Annotated in this window: 10 protein-coding genes; 1 reads left to right on the forward strand and 9 read right to left on the reverse strand. The window is 56.7% G+C overall.

From position 1 onward, the window contains the following. Nucleotides 1-184: 184 nt before the first annotated feature. From NQ559_RS13850 to NQ559_RS13890, 9 genes are read right to left on the reverse strand one after another with little or no spacing between them, the layout of a single operon-like run. Nucleotides 185-2,866, reverse strand: coding sequence for a GH92 family glycosyl hydrolase (locus tag NQ559_RS13850; RefSeq protein WP_018697102.1), 2,682 nt, complete (start codon nucleotides 2,864-2,866; stop codon nucleotides 185-187). An 8-nt stretch (nucleotides 2,867-2,874) separates the two neighbouring features. After that, a complete protein-coding gene (locus NQ559_RS13855) occupies nucleotides 2,875-4,053 on the reverse strand; it encodes a glycoside hydrolase family 76 protein (RefSeq protein ID WP_026318612.1) in 1,179 nt (392 codons plus the stop codon). Nucleotides 4,054-4,069: 16 nt separating this feature from the next. Next, nucleotides 4,070-5,017: a LamG domain-containing protein gene (locus NQ559_RS13860; RefSeq protein WP_018697100.1), complete on the reverse strand. Its 948-nt coding sequence runs from the start codon at nucleotides 5,015-5,017 to the stop codon at nucleotides 4,070-4,072. Nucleotides 5,018-5,038: 21 nt separating this feature from the next. Then, nucleotides 5,039-6,580, reverse strand: coding sequence for a RagB/SusD family nutrient uptake outer membrane protein (locus tag NQ559_RS13865; protein WP_026318610.1), 1,542 nt, complete (start codon nucleotides 6,578-6,580; stop codon nucleotides 5,039-5,041). 7 nt (nucleotides 6,581-6,587) lie between these two features. Further along, nucleotides 6,588-9,548: a SusC/RagA family TonB-linked outer membrane protein gene (locus tag NQ559_RS13870; protein ID WP_018697098.1), complete on the reverse strand. Its 2,961-nt coding sequence runs from the start codon at nucleotides 9,546-9,548 to the stop codon at nucleotides 6,588-6,590. A 24-nt stretch (nucleotides 9,549-9,572) separates the two neighbouring features. After that, nucleotides 9,573-10,586: an L-rhamnose/proton symporter RhaT gene (locus NQ559_RS13875; RefSeq protein WP_018697097.1), complete on the reverse strand. Its 1,014-nt coding sequence runs from the start codon at nucleotides 10,584-10,586 to the stop codon at nucleotides 9,573-9,575. Between the two features lie 4 nt (nucleotides 10,587-10,590). Further along, nucleotides 10,591-11,019 (reverse strand): hypothetical protein, encoded by a 429-nt coding sequence (locus tag NQ559_RS13880; protein WP_033395367.1) that lies wholly within the window; start codon nucleotides 11,017-11,019, stop codon nucleotides 10,591-10,593. 42 nt (nucleotides 11,020-11,061) lie between these two features. Continuing rightward, complete coding sequence (locus tag NQ559_RS13885) at nucleotides 11,062-13,203, reverse strand: pyruvate formate lyase family protein (protein ID WP_018697095.1); 2,142 nt, start codon at nucleotides 13,201-13,203, stop codon at nucleotides 11,062-11,064. Between the two features lie 12 nt (nucleotides 13,204-13,215). Further along, nucleotides 13,216-14,109: a glycyl-radical enzyme activating protein gene (locus NQ559_RS13890; RefSeq protein WP_018697094.1), complete on the reverse strand. Its 894-nt coding sequence runs from the start codon at nucleotides 14,107-14,109 to the stop codon at nucleotides 13,216-13,218. Between the two features lie 348 nt (nucleotides 14,110-14,457). On the opposite strand from NQ559_RS13890, the gene NQ559_RS13895 reads away from it, so the two are divergent. After that, nucleotides 14,458-15,297, forward strand: a complete 840-nt coding sequence (locus NQ559_RS13895; protein ID WP_018697093.1) for an AraC family transcriptional regulator — start codon at nucleotides 14,458-14,460, stop codon at nucleotides 15,295-15,297. Nucleotides 15,298-15,787: the final 490 nt, after the last annotated feature.

A 15,787-nucleotide genomic window follows, 5' to 3' on the forward strand; every position in this document is an offset into this window, starting at 1 on the left:
TTTTTTGTTCCCTGCCCCCCCCCTTTTATGCCCGATGTCTCTCTATGATAAAGAAATAACGCTGTAAATTGTTCGTTTACAGCGTTATTCGATGGGTGTCGGGCCGTCGAGCCTCCGGGGCGGACAACCGGCAGGGGCAAGTCGCCGCGAAGTATATCCGTTTCAAACGATCCTTCGGCGGCAATTACCGGGATTTACTGGTGAAACAGGTTTCCGACGGGGTATCGGCGACCGAAAACCTCAATTCCCCGCCGCGGAGAATATCCGCATGCTCTATTGCCGGCCGTTCGAGCGCTTTCCCGTTGAGGGTGACCGATTGTACGTAGCAGTTGCCGGATCCGAAATTTTCACAGACGATGCGGAAATCCCTGCCATTGGGTAGATGCAGTATGATTTCCGGCAGGCAGGGAATTCCCAGCTGGTATTCGGTGGAACCCGGGCACATGGGATAGAATCCCATGGCACTGAATAAATACCATGCGCTGAGCTGTCCGCAGTCGTCGTTCCCCGGCAATCCGCTCGGCTGCGGCAGATAGTAGGTGTTTACGATGTCGTAAACGCGCAGCTGCGTCTTCCACGGCATCCCGCACAGGTTATACATGTAGGGGGCGTGCATCGAAAATTCGTCGCCGACATAATATATCCCGTTGTCGAAAATGTCGTCGAGGAAAGCGGCCATGGCATCGTTCCCGCCCATGAATTCGATCAGGGCAGGGACATCGTGCGGTGCGAACAACGTGTAGTTCTTGCGGTAGTTCAGGGCTCCCGTTTCGTTGAACCCGCTCCAGACGCTGATATTGTAATCCGAAGGCGCTGCCCATGTGCCGTCACTGCGACGGGCGCGCACCAACTTTGTCTCGGCGTCGAGTACGTTTTTGAAACGCTGGCTTCGCAGATCGTATTCGCGGGCCTTTTCCGTATCCCCTTTCGCCTCGAAGAAACGTGCCAGGCACCAGTCGTCGTAGGCGAATTCCATCGTCCGGGCTACGGATTCCCGGTAGTGGTCGACCGGAACATAGCCCAGGCTGTTGTAATCCTCGATTCCGAGGCGTCCCCAGGCAATATGGTTCCCTTTCACATTGGCATTCTTGAGCATGGCCTCGGCCGCCTTCTTCTCGTCGAATCCGCGGACTCCCTTGACATAGGCGTCGGCGATGATCGCATCCGAGTGCGTCCCCATCATGCAGTTCGTGTAGCCCGGGTTCGGCCATTTGGGCATCCAACCGCCTTCGTCGTATCCATTGAGCAGTCCGGTGACCATGTGCGACGCCAGGTCGGGTTTCAGAAGCACCAGCAGCGGATGAAGTGCCCGGAACGTATCCCATGTGGAATAATCCGTGAAACTTTCGCCTTCGCAGACTTGTCCGTTGTACGGGCTCCTGTATCGGCCGTTTTCCGAAATGCTGCGCGGCAGCAGGAATGCGTGGTAAAGCGCCGTATAGAAGACCTGCTTCTGTTGTTCGGTGGCTCCCGGCAATTCGATGCAGGCGAGGGCCTCGTTCCATTTTGCAGCCGTTGCGCGGGCGATTTTATCCACCCCGGCTCCGGCGATTTCGCGTTCGAGGTTGGCACGGGCGTCCTCTTCGCTGATAAACGATGTCCCGACCCATGCCCTTACGGTTTCTCCGGTGGCGGCCTCGAACCGGACATAGGCTCCGCATTTGGTGGAACATGCCAACCGTTTATTTCCGGGAAGCAGTAATTTCCGCGCTGCATCTCCGGGCCGGATCCAGCTCAGCTTGACCCGCGAATTCCATTCATGCTGGTAGTAGTCGACACGGATATCATACATTCGACCGGCTTCCAGCATTACGTTTTTCTGTGTGGGCGTCATGCTGTAACCATGCGGGCCCCAGTCGTCGATTACCAACTCCCCGTCGAGCCAGAGCCGTGCCCCGTCATCGGATTGCAGCCCGAGCAGGTAGCTGCCCGTTTCGGGCGCTTTGAGTTTCCCTGTCCATGTTACCTGGTAATCCTTTACGTCGATATCGTCGGCGGGACGGTACCAGTCCCAGTCGAAATCCACGACAGGGTCGATGCGCTCCGAGCGCACGGCCCCCAGCCAGTCGGACTGGTGGGTATAGACACCCCGCAGGCCGTTTACGAGTTTGCCATCCTTTTCTGTGAAGAGATACCGGTTTTCGATGACTTCGGGGTAATCCATGTTTTGGTTGAAAGTCCCGAAGTCTTCGAACTCCTTGTCGAAGCGGACAACGAAAAATCCCGTCTCGCGATAGGCCCGTGCAGTCATGGCGCTCTTGCCGGAGATCTCCCGCCGTTCGGGTAAAATGCTGATTTCGGCCGGTGCCCCGGCCGTAAAGAGCGAGGGCATGGCATCCACTACGACGTAGGCGCTGTCGCAGGCCGGGTAAACGAAATCGAAGACCGCCGACGCTTTCGTCGCCGCCATCCGAACCTGTATGTCATAGTCGTCGAGATGTACCTCGTAGAGCGACGGCCGGGCCCGTTCGGCCTCGTGCCGGAACGACGAACTGCGTTCCTCGGGACGGACCTTCAGCGTGCCGGTCAGGGGCATGAGCTCCAGGGCCCCGTAGTCGAACATTACGGCTCCGCTGGGATAATGCGTCCCCAGGAATCCCGAGATGTATTCGTGTGCATACCAATAGGGGACGCGGTGGTGGAGTGTCCCCGGTTTTTTGTCGGGCAGGGTGTGGGCCGTCCATTCGGTCATGCCGAAAGGTTCCGTTACGCCGGGGAACGTGTATCCCGAAGCCTCTTCGTGTCCGGCGATGGCTATTCCGCCCTGCCAGACTTCGGTGCCTATCAGCGGATTGACATGTGATTCCGGCGTGCTTGTGCAGCATACGGCCAGCAGGGATGCGAAAGGAATGAAGACTCTTTTCATCGCAGTCGTTATTTACGGATATATCCGGCCGCACGCATATAGAGATAAGCCACGCAGCTCTGCATACGCAGGTCGTATTCAGCGAGGGGTTGTGTGAGCGGCGCATTCCAGTATTCGGGGTAACGGCCGTTTGCGTCGCGCAGCGATTCGTGGATAAATCCGATTGCCTGCAATGCCTTGGACAACACGGATGGATCCTTTTCCAGGTCGTAAAGGTCGAACCACGCATCCACCAGCGCGAATGCGAAATAACCGGGGTCGTTGAGGGAACCGTTGACCGGGTTGAACCAGCGTGCTTCGGCCGATGCCAAAGTCGCTTTGGCCTGTCGCAGGTAACTCTCTTCCCCTGTGGCTTTGTATAGATACAGCCACCCGCGGATCATGAATCCCGCGTTGTACGACCATTTCTGGGTGTTGACCGCCCCGTCATCGACCATCTTGGCGTCCCAGAATAAATCGTCCGAGCCGTCGAGCAGGTTTTCCCGCGTCCATTCTTCGATGCGCCGGGCGTCTTCGAGGAACCCTTGTTCATTGGTCAGTTCATAAAGTTTCATGGATGCCAGGATAGCCACGGCCGAACAAATCGTATTTTTCTGGGGTTCGTATTGGGCGAAGGTTTCCTGGAAATAGATGCCTCCGCCGAGCACGTCATCTTCGCCCGACATGGTGAAATTCAGTGCCTGCCGGGCTTTTTCGAGGTATGTCCGGTCTCCGGTCTGCTCGTATGCCCTTGCCAGCCCGATGGCCATCCAGCCGTTCTCGTCGTAGTAACGGTCGGGGGTGCCCGCCGTTACGGGCAGCGTGCAGTAGCCTGCAATGCCTTTGTAGTCGGGCGACCAGTGGCGTTCCAGGTTCTGGTAGCAGGACATGAGCGCGCCTTTCCATTCGTCGGCACGCAATCCGGCGCCTTCGGCGTAGGTGTATTGCAGAAAAATGTTCCCCCAGATAAAGGACTCCTGTGTGCGATCCTGGTTTTCGTAGTAGGAATCCGTCCCGTCGATGCGCAGATCCCGGTCGATGGCGGCCAGGGTTTCACGAGCCCATTGCATGTAGTTGTTGTCGCCGTATTCTTGTTCGGGATTGCTGCCGATGATTCGGTCGGGCATTACGGCATTGCAACCCGTTGCCGAAAATGCGAATACCAGCATCGGCAATATGTGAACCAGGGAATTAAGTGCTTTTTTCATGTCGGTTGTCTGTTGGTTAAAGGTTGTCGAGGTCTGACCATTTGATGTTTACGAGCGTAGCGGGGTAGCGGCCCGTAACGTCGACGATATTGTCGCCGCTTTTGACTGCGAGCTGCCAGTTTGCGACCAGCCCCTCCTCGTCGCCCGTAAGCAGCCGGTCGTAGGCCGAGGCAATCTGTTCCGGGGTGCGGGTCGTGTTCCAGACACGTACGTCGTAGATTTTGCCACGGAATTGCCGGCCGCTGAAAAGCGCCAGGTCGCCGATGATGAATTTGCCGTCGGAGTCGGGGACGTATGGGGCGATTTTGATCGCCGAAGCGAATTCCCCGTTCAGGTAGAGGCATATGTTCTCCGAGTCGAAAGTCGCTGCGATGTGTATCCATTGTTTGTGCGGTGCGGAGCCGGCCCCGGACAGGCAGCTCGACCAGGTATTGTTCACCATGCAGAAGTCGATCGCGTAATCCACTCCCTCGGCCAGGCGGATCAGCAGGCCGCCCAATCCGCCGTTGGCATCGGAACCTTCGGCTCCGATGATGCTGCCCCCGGTTTTTTCATTGATGTAAACCCATGCCTCGACGGTCATATTGGCCGAGAGGAACTGTGCCGCCGCACCGCAATCTATGTATCCCGTGCCGTCGAAAAGCGGACATGCGGGCGACACCTTGCTGCCGGCGAATACGTCGCGTGCCGTAGCCAGCTTTTCGCAATAATTGTCCAGTGCGGACTGCCGGTCGGTATTGTTGCGGACGTAGGAGGCTTCGTCGATGCTTTTTTGGAAAATATCTTTCGAGCCTTTTACATATTCGCCGAGTCCCTCGCCCTCTTCGGCCGAATCGTGGAGCTGGGTGCATTCGGCAATGAGTTCGTCTATTGCGGTATAGTCGAGCGACGGGGTTTTCTCGTCGGAACACCCTGCTGCCGACAGCAGGCAGAGCAATGCGCAAAGATAATGTCGGATATTCATAACGGTCGGTTGTTTCTGGTTTTACATGTTTTCATATTCGGGGTGCTGCTTGAGGTTGGGGTTCATCGAGACGGCAGTATACGGGATCGGGAAAATCGTCACCCTCGGGTTGTCCGTATAGTTTTTGTCCCACATGGGCAGGGTGAAGCGCCCGAAACGGATCATGTCGGTTCTGCGTGCCGTTTCGTAGCACATCTCGCGTCCCTTTTCGTCGTACAGTTCGTCGAGTGTCAGCGTTTGCGCCGTATAGGCCGGGACTCCGGCTCGGGAGCGTAGTGCGTTGATGCCCGCAAGGGCTTCCGTGTCGGGAGTTCCCGACTGCCGGAGGGTCGCTTCGGCAAGGTTGAAATAGGTTTCCGCGAGCCGGAATATCACAAAGTCGTTCGCCAGCCCCTTTGCCCCGATTTTCACTTTATACTTGATGTTGCGCGCTCCGGCGTTCTCCTTGTTGTTCACCATGTCGGGAAGATCCAACGTCAGGTCGAGTTGCTGCCCCGCAAACTCGTTCGTGCCGAGGATCGGGTTCCCGCCCTGGTCGAACTGCGGGCCCCACATGAACTGGCCGTAATAGCCGTTCCGGGGGTCGTATTTGCAGCGGCGGTCGTTGACGATGTCGTATTTTTCGATGAAGCTGCGTTCGGTACAGATTGCGTTCCACCCGCCATTGGGGTTCTTCCACTCCCATTGCGAGCCCTGCGACCAGTGGATATTGCGATAGAACAGCGCGCTCATTTCGTTGGCCATTACCTCGTCGTTGGGAATGACGAAGATATTTTCCTTGCTGTTCTCGTTTTCCCAGGCGAAGGGCGCGTCCCAGGTGTTGTCGAGCGAAAAGTTGCACTGAAGCAACTCTCGGGAAACCGTAATGCAGTCGTCCAGACGCGACTCGCCCGTATAGACCTCGGCATTGAGGTAAAGGCGCGACAGCAAGGCAAGGGCGGCTTCGCGGGTGAACCTTCCGTAGCTGTTGGCATCGGAGTGGCTGAGCAGCAGCTCCTTTACGGCATTGATTTCCTGTTCGACGAAGCTGAAAACCTCCTTGCGGCTGCGCGTGGCGGGATTCTCTTCCGAAACGCTTTCCACGATGGGGACGTTGCCGAAGAGGTCGCACAGCATCCAGTAGAAATACGCCCGCAGCGCACGGGTTTCGGCGATGAACAACCGTTGTGTCGGCGCGGGCAGAATCTTATTGTCGGCCGCCTTCATGTCCGCGAGAATCTGGTTGGAGAATCCGACGGCTTTGTAGAGTTCGAGCCATGCCCCTTCGATGATCTCTTCGCGTGTCGTCCACGTATGCCAGTGCAGGCGCTGGTAGATGCCTCCGTCGTATCCGTCGCGGCCTTTCTGCGGAAGGCAGGCTTCGTCGGTGGTCAGTTCCTGGAGGTAGTAGACGTTCCAGCAGGACATGCTGCGCAGGAAAGTGTATTGGTTCATGAATGCGGCATCGTATTCGGCGGCGGATGTGTAAAAATTAGTTTTGTTCAGGTCATTGTACATGTTTTCCGTCAAGTCCGTACATCCCATGACCCCTGACAGCGACAGGATACATATCAGTTTTTTCATTGTTGTCTCAGAATTTGATGTTTAAACCGAAAAGATAGGTCGTAGCACGTGGATAATAGCCCGAGTCGTCGAATCCCGGCGTAAGCCCCGAACCGACTTCGGGATCGACTCCCGTATAGCCGGTGATCGTCCAGAGGTTGGTGGCCGTGGCATAGATGCGGATGTGATCCAGCCATGAGAGTTTCGGGAAGCGGAACGTATAGCCCAGCGTCAGGTTGTCCAGTTTGAGGTAGTTGCCTTTTTCCAGGTAATAGTCCGAGAATACGGCGGAGTCGTTCAGCGGCGAATCTATGGCCGATGCGAGCAGGTTGAACGGCAGCGACACCGAGTTTTCATAATAGATGCGCTTCGTGTTTAGCACCATGAAATCGGCTGCACCGCGGAACAGGAACGAGAAATCGAGGTTTTTCCAGGTCAGCGAGCTCGAAAGGCTGAAATTCCACTTGGGAAGGCCGCTGCCCAGATAGGTGAAGTCGTCTTCGGTATAGGAGCCGTTGTGGTCGTAGTCTTCGAAAACCCATTTGCCGGCCGTGTTGAAGCCCCGGTATTTCAGTCCGTAAAAGGTGCCGATCGGATGTCCCGCCTCGAAAATGTAGGTCGTTTGCCCGTTGGCCGGCGAACTGAGCGTGTTGTAGGGAATGTGGTTGGCTTTGTAGGTGTCGTTCGAAAGCGAAACCAGTTCGTTGGCGTTGTACGAGAAGTTCCCGTCGATATGCCATGTCAGGTTTTCCCTGCGCACGGCATCCCAACCCAGGGCGACCTCTACACCCTGGTTGGTCAGCGTCCCGACGTTCGTGAATATCGTATTGTAGATGCTGGACGGAACCTGCGCGTCGTACCAGTCGAGTAGGTCGGTGGTCTTGCGGTAATAGTAATCGACCGATGCGGTCAGGCGGTTGTCCCACAACCCGGCATCGACGCCGACATTGTACTCGGTGTTCTTCTCCCAGCGCAGATCCGGGTTAGGATTGGTCGTCGGGCCGTAGACCTTCTGCCAGCTTCCGTTTATGTAGGCGTATCCCAGGTCGTTGTATTTGGAAATAGAGGCGTAGAGCGGGATGTCCTGGTTGCCCGTGATGCCGAACCCGGCGCGCAGCTTGAGGTTGCTGACGGCTTTCGCCCCGGCCATGAAAGGTTCTTCCGATATGCGCCAGGCGCCCGACAGGGCGGGGAACCAGCCCCATTTGTTGTTTTCGCCGAAGCGGGTCGAACCCTCGCGGCGGATGCTGGCGTTGAAAAGGTAGCGCCCTTTGTAGGAATAGTTCACCCGGCCGAAAAATGCAATGAGCTTGGATTCGTCTTCGCCCCGTCCCATGGATGCGAGCCCCTCTTCGAGCCATGTGCCGTTCCCTATGTTGTTCGGCCCGAGTGCGTCGGTCAGGAACCCGGCATTCGATGCGTTCGACCATGTACGCTTGGTCTGGCTGTACGAGTAACCGGCCATCACGCCGAAATTGTGGACGTTGTCCGTCCAGTTGTAATCGGCATAGGCTTCGAGCGTATTGGTCTTGTAAAAGTAATTGCTCATCTCGGCCGAGCCGTCGTAATTGCCCAGGATGCTGTATCTCGATTCCCGGCTCACGTATTTGCTCGCTTCGTAGTTCTCGTTGTTCGACGAGAGCGATGCCACGACCTTCAGCCCCGTTACCGGACGGAGCGTGGCGGTGATGTTGCCCGCATAGTTGAACCGTTCGCCGCGGTTATCCACCTGCGAGAGCATGGCCACGGGGTTGTAGGGCCCCACGCCCTCGTATTCGAAAAATTTGCCGTCAGCGCCGTAGACGGGAGCCGTGGGGTGGTATACCATTGCCTGCATGAATGCGCTGTAATCGGTATATTGCATTTTGGTGTCCGTGCCGCTCGCCGTTCCCTCGATGCTCAGCACCCGGTTGAAGAAATCCTGCCTGAAGTTGATGCGTCCCATCAGCTGTTCGTTCCCTGTGCGGAGCACCATTCCTTCGGAATTGCGATAACCGACCGAGGCGCGCAGCGAGGAATTTTTGCCGCTCGTCGAAAAGGAGACGCCCTGGTAATAGCTGAAGTTGTTGCGTAACAGCTCGTCCGTCCAGTCGGTCGAGAACCCGTAATCGTTGTTCGCCGCCGATTGCCCGTGGCGCGTCAGGTAGTCGAGATACTGGTTTGCCGACATCATATCGAGTTTGCGGGCGGCGCGTTCCGTGTAGTAATAACTCGTGTAGTCGATATGTGCGCGTCCCTGTTCCGCATTTTTCGTTTCGACGATGATGACGCCGTTGCTGCCCCGCGTGCCGTAGATCGCCGCGGACGATGCGTCTTTCAGTACGTTGAACGAGGCGATATCCTGTGCGTTGATCGCCTGCAGGTCGTTCATCGTGCTGTAAACCCCGTCGATGATGATAAGGGGCGTGCTTCCGGCGCGGATCGACCCTACGCCGCGGAGCTGTATTTCGGGAGCCGCATTGGGATCCGTACCCGCCGTATTGCGGATCGTCAGGCCGGGGACTTTGCCGCTGATCAGGTTGATGGGGCTGGTCGTAACGCCACCGTTGAAATCGGAAGCGTCGACCCGGGTGACGGAACTCGTAAGTTCTTCCTTGCGGACGGTGCTGTAACCGATGGCTACAACCTCTTCGACTGCAATTGCGCTCTCTTTCATGCTGATGTGCAGCGTCGGGCCCGTGACGGTGGCCTTTGCCGGCTCCATGCCGATGAATGAGAAGGCCAATACGGTTCCGTTTTTTACGCCTTTGAGTTCGAAGCGCCCGTCGGCATCGGTAGTCACGCCCGTATGGCTGCCTTCGACCATGACGGTGACACCCGCCAGGGGTTCGCCCGATTCGAGGGTCACCACGCCCTGAACCCGGTCTGCGGGCTCTTCCGCAGCTGCCGGGCAGGCGAATAACACTCCTGCGGCGCAGCTTAAGGCCAAGGCCAGGTTCCGAAGGGAACCGGCGAGTTTCGTTTTGCCAAAAATTTTCATCAGATCCATATTTTTAAGGTTTTAGGTTCGAGACTATAATCCCCGCGATAATATCACGACCCCGAGGACTAAACAACAGAGTCCGGCTGCCATCGGCCATTGGGCGTGCCGCGTCGTTGCGCGCCATTCGCCCGAGCAGATTCCTGCGGCATTCCCCGCAATGATCGCTACGGACTGCATGACCGCCCAGCCCACGGAGGCACCGGCTTCACCCATCCGGTTGCCGCCCATCCCGTAGAGCATAATGCTCATGTACCATACTATTCCGGCGACGGCGGCCAGCGTGATGCCAGGTACGCGACGCGATGCATAGTGCTTCCACGTGCGGTTGCGACGGAACAGCCGGATGCATTCGGCGGCGTTGATCAGGAATCCGGCGGTCAGGGCGACGCTCCAGACAGCATTGCCCGCATAAACCGGGTCGGCCCCCAGGGCTACGGCCTGCTGTTGCAGCGGGGCCCCGTAAACGAATGCGAAATTTATCATCGGGCCGAATATACCGGCCAGCAGGCAGATGACCAATCCTTTGCGAAACCGGGAGCGGGACTGCGCACCCGTCTGGCGGGAGCCTTCCGACTGCTCCTTCCGGCTTCCTGCCAGCGCGAAGAGTATGATGCCGGCCAGGATAACCGCCACTCCCGCAAGTATTCTCAGCCCGGCGGGAGTAGCCAGTTCCGACGGATCGCGCAGTACGATCGGCATGAGCGTGCCGATGGAGTTGATGAGCCCCTGCATGATCGGCAGGCTGAGCGAGATGCCCAGATAATCTATCCCCTTGCCGAACAGGATCGCTCCGACACCCCAGGTGAGGCCGAAGAGCGCCACCAACGATGTGCTGTGCGGGTCTGCGCCGTAGAGTGTTCCCAACCGGGGTACGGTCAGCCATGCCATGAGCCACGGCATGACCAGCAGCGCGGCAAAACTCCATATGAACCAGTTGTTCTCCCAGGCCCAGCCCCGGTTGAATTTGAACGGGACGGAGAAAACGCCCGAGCAACTGCCGGCCAGCAGGATCAGTAACAATCCGGATAAGACGTTCGTTTCCATGATATCAATGTTTTGAGGCGTTTCTGCAATCCCTCACCCGGCGGCACAGTTCTTCCCGTTCCTGTGCGGAAAGCCCGCGGAATTCGAAGTCGCCCCTGTGAGTGTCGGCATTCTCGACGATCAGCACGCGGCTGCCTTCGCTCATGGCTATTTTGTGCCATACGTTGCGGCGGATGTTGTAGGCTATGCCGGGCTGCATGTCCTGCAGGTCGTACCCTGCGATGCCGCTGTCGTCCAACGCCGCGGCGATGAGTACCGCATTCCCTTCGAGCAATACGAACAACTCGTCGGTCTGGTGGTGTACGTCCAGCTTGTCGATCTGTTCGAGCGACTCCGCCGGGGCATAATTGAGAACGGCCGTTTGCCACACCGGCCCGATGAGGAAAGGGTGGTAGCCCGCTTCACGCGGGGCATAACAATCGATAATTTTCATGTTCAGGTTCATTTTAGCAGGTTTGTTCGGGTATGAGTCGTGTCAGCTTACGAGAATACGGTCTACGACCAATTGGCGGAATTGGGGCGAGAGCATCGAGAAATAGGCGGTGAACCCTGTGACGCGGACGACCAGGTCGGGATATTTCGACGGATCCTTGTGCGCGTCGAGCACCTTTTGCTTATCCATGATGTTGACGTTGATGAGCGTGCCTCCCATTTCGAAGTGGGCTTTGATAATCGAGCCGATCAGTTCCGCATTTTCCTCGTGCGCGAACGAGGGGTCGAGTTCCCATTGCATCGGCGCCGTGTTGCCGTAGCGGGGCTGGATGCGTGCGATGACGGTTGCCAGCGAAAGCGAAGCCCCGTCGGCAACGAACCCCGGCGTGGGATTCGCCCCGTGCGAAATAGGCGTCCCGGCCCGCCGGCCGTCGGGTGTCGCCCCAACGCTTCGGCCGAACCCTATCGTATTGGCCCAGGAGAAGAATCCGGGGATGAAGCAGCGGCGGAGTTCCGGTTCGGATTCGCGGCGTACCAGGGCCGTGAACTCGTCTTTGATTCGCAGCGCCCAGCGTTCCCCGGCCGATCCTTCCGCTCCGTAGCGTCCGCTGTTGCGGAGCTGCAGCCGGATCTTTTCACCTTCCGTACCGGCAAAATCGTCGAGCAGGGCTCCGGTAACCTGTTCCCATGTCAGGTGTTTCTGCCGTTCGACATGCTGTTCGAGCGCCGAAAAGGAATCGGCGACGATTGCCAGCCCGGCGCCGTCGATCGAAAGGTTGTAGTATTCCGCTCCGCCGTCCGATACATCCACCCCTTTTTCCATCGGGCCGTGGCTCAGCAGGTTGAGGAGCAGTTCGGGTTCGTTGTATTTCTGGTATTTCAGATGATGCCGGATTCCTTCGGCGGCCGTATGCACGGCCAGGGCGAGGTGGTGTGCGAACTTCTCCCAAAGGCGCTCCGTCGTCGGGGCGGGATCCTTCACCGTGTCGTAATAGGCAATTTCGAATACCCGCGCCATATTGACCTTCACAAGGTCGTTCATCGTATATTCCAATCCGGGAAGCGACATCCAGTTGCAGCCCACGGCGATGCGCCTGCGTGCCAGTTCTGCGCTGTATCCGTTCCGCATGAAGTTTTCCACGAGGGCCTTGTCCCCGGAAAATCGCGGCCATCCGTTTTTGTTTTTCACCAGGTATTCCACCGATTTTCGGAACAGCTGCGGATCGAGCCCGTCGTGGACGCGTACGGTGAGGTTGAGCGAGGTATTGATCTTGTCCGCCGCTTCGAGGACGAGGAACGAGATGTGCGAGGTCTGGTCGCGGCCCGATGCATCGGGCCCTCCCAGCTGCCAGTATATCGGGTCGTTGATGAGCAGGCAGGCCAGGTAATATACGGCCGTTTCATCGTCGAGGATCCCGTTTGCCTTGTCCTGTTCGTAGAAAGGGCGCAGCAGCGAGTCGATCTGTCCCCCGGCGCCGTCGCGGTTGTAGGTGCGGGACGCCAGATGGAACCAGATGATCCATTGGCAGGCTTCGCGCAGGGTCGCCGGGGCGTCGGAGATGATTCGTTCGTTCATGTCTGCGAGTTCGGTCAACAGCGCCTTTTTTTCGGGGTCGCCGCATGTTGCGGCCAGACGACGCGCCTCGTCCACATGGCGTTGGATCCAGCCCTGCACGGCCCGGATCACCCGCAGGTGCAGTGCATAGAAATGTTGTTGCTCCGGGGTCGTGTTGACCTTTTTCCAATGTTCGATGCGTTCGACCAGCCCGCCCCATCCAAGCCGTACTCCCATTTCATAATCGGGGGCGAAGTGTGCGTCGTCGCCGATGCCGCAGATGATGTCGTATCGGGAAATGTTCTCTTTCAGATGGTCGTACGGATAATCCGGATTCCATTTGTTGGGTCGCATCTTGGACATGAAATACATCCACCGCCCTGCGAATGCATCGTCGGGGTCGATATATACGGGGTGTACGGACATCAGGTCGCAAAAGTTGTCCGCCCATGCGTCGTACCCGTAAAACGATCCGTCGGGGTTGTTCGGCAGGATATGCCACACCCCCGGGGGCGGTACGATACGCCCGTAATCATCCTCGTCGAGGGCGCCTTCGACACGTATTTTTTCCTGCGTTTGCGCCAGCTTGCGCAGCCGCAGCCGGGCGATCCTTTCGTTGTAATCTTTCATATAATCGGTATTTTACAGTTTGCTTTTTATTCCGTAACGCCGGGGTATTTTTTTTAATTCCTCCAGTATGCTGCCGTCGAGGGCCCCGGTGCCCGCCATGGGGTTCGTCATTCCGAGGTCATCGAACTTGCCGAATCCGAGGGGGTGGAAGCCCAGCAGTTCGTAAGCGACGTTCCCGCCCAAACCGGATATGATGCGGCACAATGCGTCGATGGCTTCCGCCGTGTCGTTAACGCCGGGGACGACCGGGGTGCGTACGATTATCGGCACCCCCTTGTCGGCGAGTTGCCTCAGATTGGAGATTATCCGTCCATTGCCCTGTCCCGTCCAGCGGCGGTGGAGTTCCGGGTCGGCCAGTTTCAGGTCGCACATCCAGAGTTTCACCAGCGGGAGAAACGTTTCGACGACATCCCAGTTTTCCGTAAGGTTCGACTCGACGGCCGTATGGATTCCCTGCGCGAGGCAGCCGCCGAGTACTTCGCGTGCAAAACCGGCTTGCAGCAACGGCTCCCCGCCCGACAGCGTGACGCCTCCGCCCGAAGTCCGGAAGAAGATTTTGTCCGCCGATAATTCGCGGACTACCTCGTCTGCGCTCACTTCGCGTCCTATCCAGGACATGGCACCCGTCGGGCACACCTCGGTGCATTTGCCGCAGCGGTTGCAGCCGGCACGGTCGATGACAAGCCGTTCCCCGGCCCGGAGGGCTTTTTGGTCGCAGGCCGCAATACAGGTTCCGCAGCGGATGCATTTACTTGCGATATACTGCAACTGACGGTGTTTGCTCCATGTTTCCGGATTGTGGCACCATGCGCACCTCAGGTCGCAGCCCTTGAGAAAGAGCGTCGAGCGGATGCCGGGGCCGTCGTGGATCGACATGCGTTGTATGGTCGTGATGATTCCTTTCATTTCCGGGACTTATTTTACTATTGCAAATATATCGGATGAAAATACATGTAGCACCGACAAAGTTTCCTGCATTTCGAAGCTTTTTTACGTTATTCCGATATTTCGCTGTTTCTCGTCCGGAGGGTTCCTGCTTGCCAGTGTGTTTATTCCCAGCCTTCCTGCGTGGCGACCCCGAAGGCGGAGGAATATTTTTTTCGCTGCCGGATTTGCGCGGGGGCCTATATTACCTTAGTATATAGCAGGGTTCGCCCGAATTGCGGTGAACCGGGGTTTTTCGGCGTGCGGGAATGGGCGGGCAGGGTTGCTAATATCGTTTCGAAATGCTATTTTTGCCCAAAATGCCATCCAATGAAGCGGGATTCCCAATTTAAATTATCCTATTTCCTGAGCGCCAATGAAGTTTTTCATATTGCCCGGGTAAATATTACGTCGAGCCAGGATTTATCGCTGCATACGCATGATTATGCCGAGATCCTGTGGATCGAAAAAGGCACCGGGTACCATCATGTCAACGGGAGGCAGGTCAGGCTTTCGGCCGGCGACATGGTGATGATCCGCCCGCGGGACTGCCATACTTTTTCGGCGACGGGGCGCGGGATCACCCTGGTCAACATCGCATTCCCGACCGAAACGATTGATTTTCTGCGCAGCCGCTATTTCGGGGACAGCAACCTCTATTTCTGGTGCTCCACGCTGCTGCCTTTCCATATCAAACTTTCGCAGGATATCGTCAAAAGACTCTCTTCGCGAGCCGAAGAGGCGATGAAATACCGGCGCTCCCGGCTGCAGCTGGATAGTTTGCTGCTCTTTATTTTCCGGACTATTACGGCCAATCAGGAGGTCGAGGATAATTCCGAGATCCCCTTGTGGCTCTTCAATGCCATTCAGAAATACAACAGCCCCGAGCATTTTGCCCGGGGCGTGGCGGGCTTTGTCGATTTGTGCGATCGGAATATCGACCATGTGAACCGAATCGTGCGCATCCATTTCTACAAGACGCTCACCGAACTGGTCAATGAATTCCGTATGCGCTATGCCATCACGCAGCTGGCCATCACCAACATGCCGATCAAACAAATTTGCAGCAACTGCGGATTCCGCAACCTGGGCCATTTTTACAAGACATTCCGGGCCGTTTACCATCAAACTCCGCGTGAATACCGTAAACTTAACCAGATGATCGTATAGCCCTCATCCGTTCCGGCTCCCTCCTCCACGGAACCCTCCAGCCTCCAGCCCGACAGCCCTCTGACAGCCCTCCGACTGCCCTTCCGGTCTGTCAGCCTTTCCCTTCCCGACACTCCCGCCCCTTCCGACCGCCGATCCGCCCGGTTTTATTTCTCCGCGGTCGCCGATCCCGTCCGCCTTGCCTTGTCCTGACGGGTTGCTTTATATATTCTTATGTCGCATAAAATCAGTTAGTTGTATTTTGTTATCCAAAAAATATTACTTTGAAGGGTTCATTTATTAACTTTTTTTGCTCAAAAAACATTGTCATAATAAATATTATTACTACATTCGTGTGGAAATAATGTTGCATTTATATTTTTAAAATGGATTGTTATATTATATAAGTGTGATGCTTGTGGTCTGACATTCCTATTGTAAAATTAATTACTTGTATCGAGATTTTCCCCGAATAAATTTCTTAAAGTACCCGAAGGAGAACTAACCCATA

It is taken from the genome of Alistipes onderdonkii (assembly GCF_025145285.1).
GTDB lineage: Bacteria > Bacteroidota > Bacteroidia > Bacteroidales > Rikenellaceae > Alistipes > Alistipes onderdonkii.

Bases quoted from the DNA above. Each gene is read 5' to 3' on its own strand.
- NQ559_RS13850 (WP_018697102.1), bottom strand. From the start codon at position 2,866: ATGAAAAGAGTCTTCATTCCTTTCGCATCCCTGCTGGCCGTATGCTGC.
- NQ559_RS13855 (WP_026318612.1), bottom strand. From the start codon at position 4,053: ATGAAAAAAGCACTTAATTCCCTGGTTCACATATTGCCGATGCTGGTA.
- NQ559_RS13860 (WP_018697100.1), bottom strand. From the start codon at position 5,017: ATGAATATCCGACATTATCTTTGCGCATTGCTCTGCCTGCTGTCGGCA.
- NQ559_RS13865 (WP_026318610.1), bottom strand. From the start codon at position 6,580: ATGAAAAAACTGATATGTATCCTGTCGCTGTCAGGGGTCATGGGATGT.
- NQ559_RS13870 (WP_018697098.1), bottom strand. From the start codon at position 9,548: ATGGATCTGATGAAAATTTTTGGCAAAACGAAACTCGCCGGTTCCCTT.
- NQ559_RS13875 (WP_018697097.1), bottom strand. From the start codon at position 10,586: ATGGAAACGAACGTCTTATCCGGATTGTTACTGATCCTGCTGGCCGGC.
- NQ559_RS13880 (WP_033395367.1), bottom strand. From the start codon at position 11,019: ATGAAAATTATCGATTGTTATGCCCCGCGTGAAGCGGGCTACCACCCT.
- NQ559_RS13885 (WP_018697095.1), bottom strand. From the start codon at position 13,203: ATGAAAGATTACAACGAAAGGATCGCCCGGCTGCGGCTGCGCAAGCTG.
- NQ559_RS13890 (WP_018697094.1), bottom strand. From the start codon at position 14,109: ATGAAAGGAATCATCACGACCATACAACGCATGTCGATCCACGACGGC.
- NQ559_RS13895 (WP_018697093.1), top strand. From the start codon at position 14,458: ATGAAGCGGGATTCCCAATTTAAATTATCCTATTTCCTGAGCGCCAAT.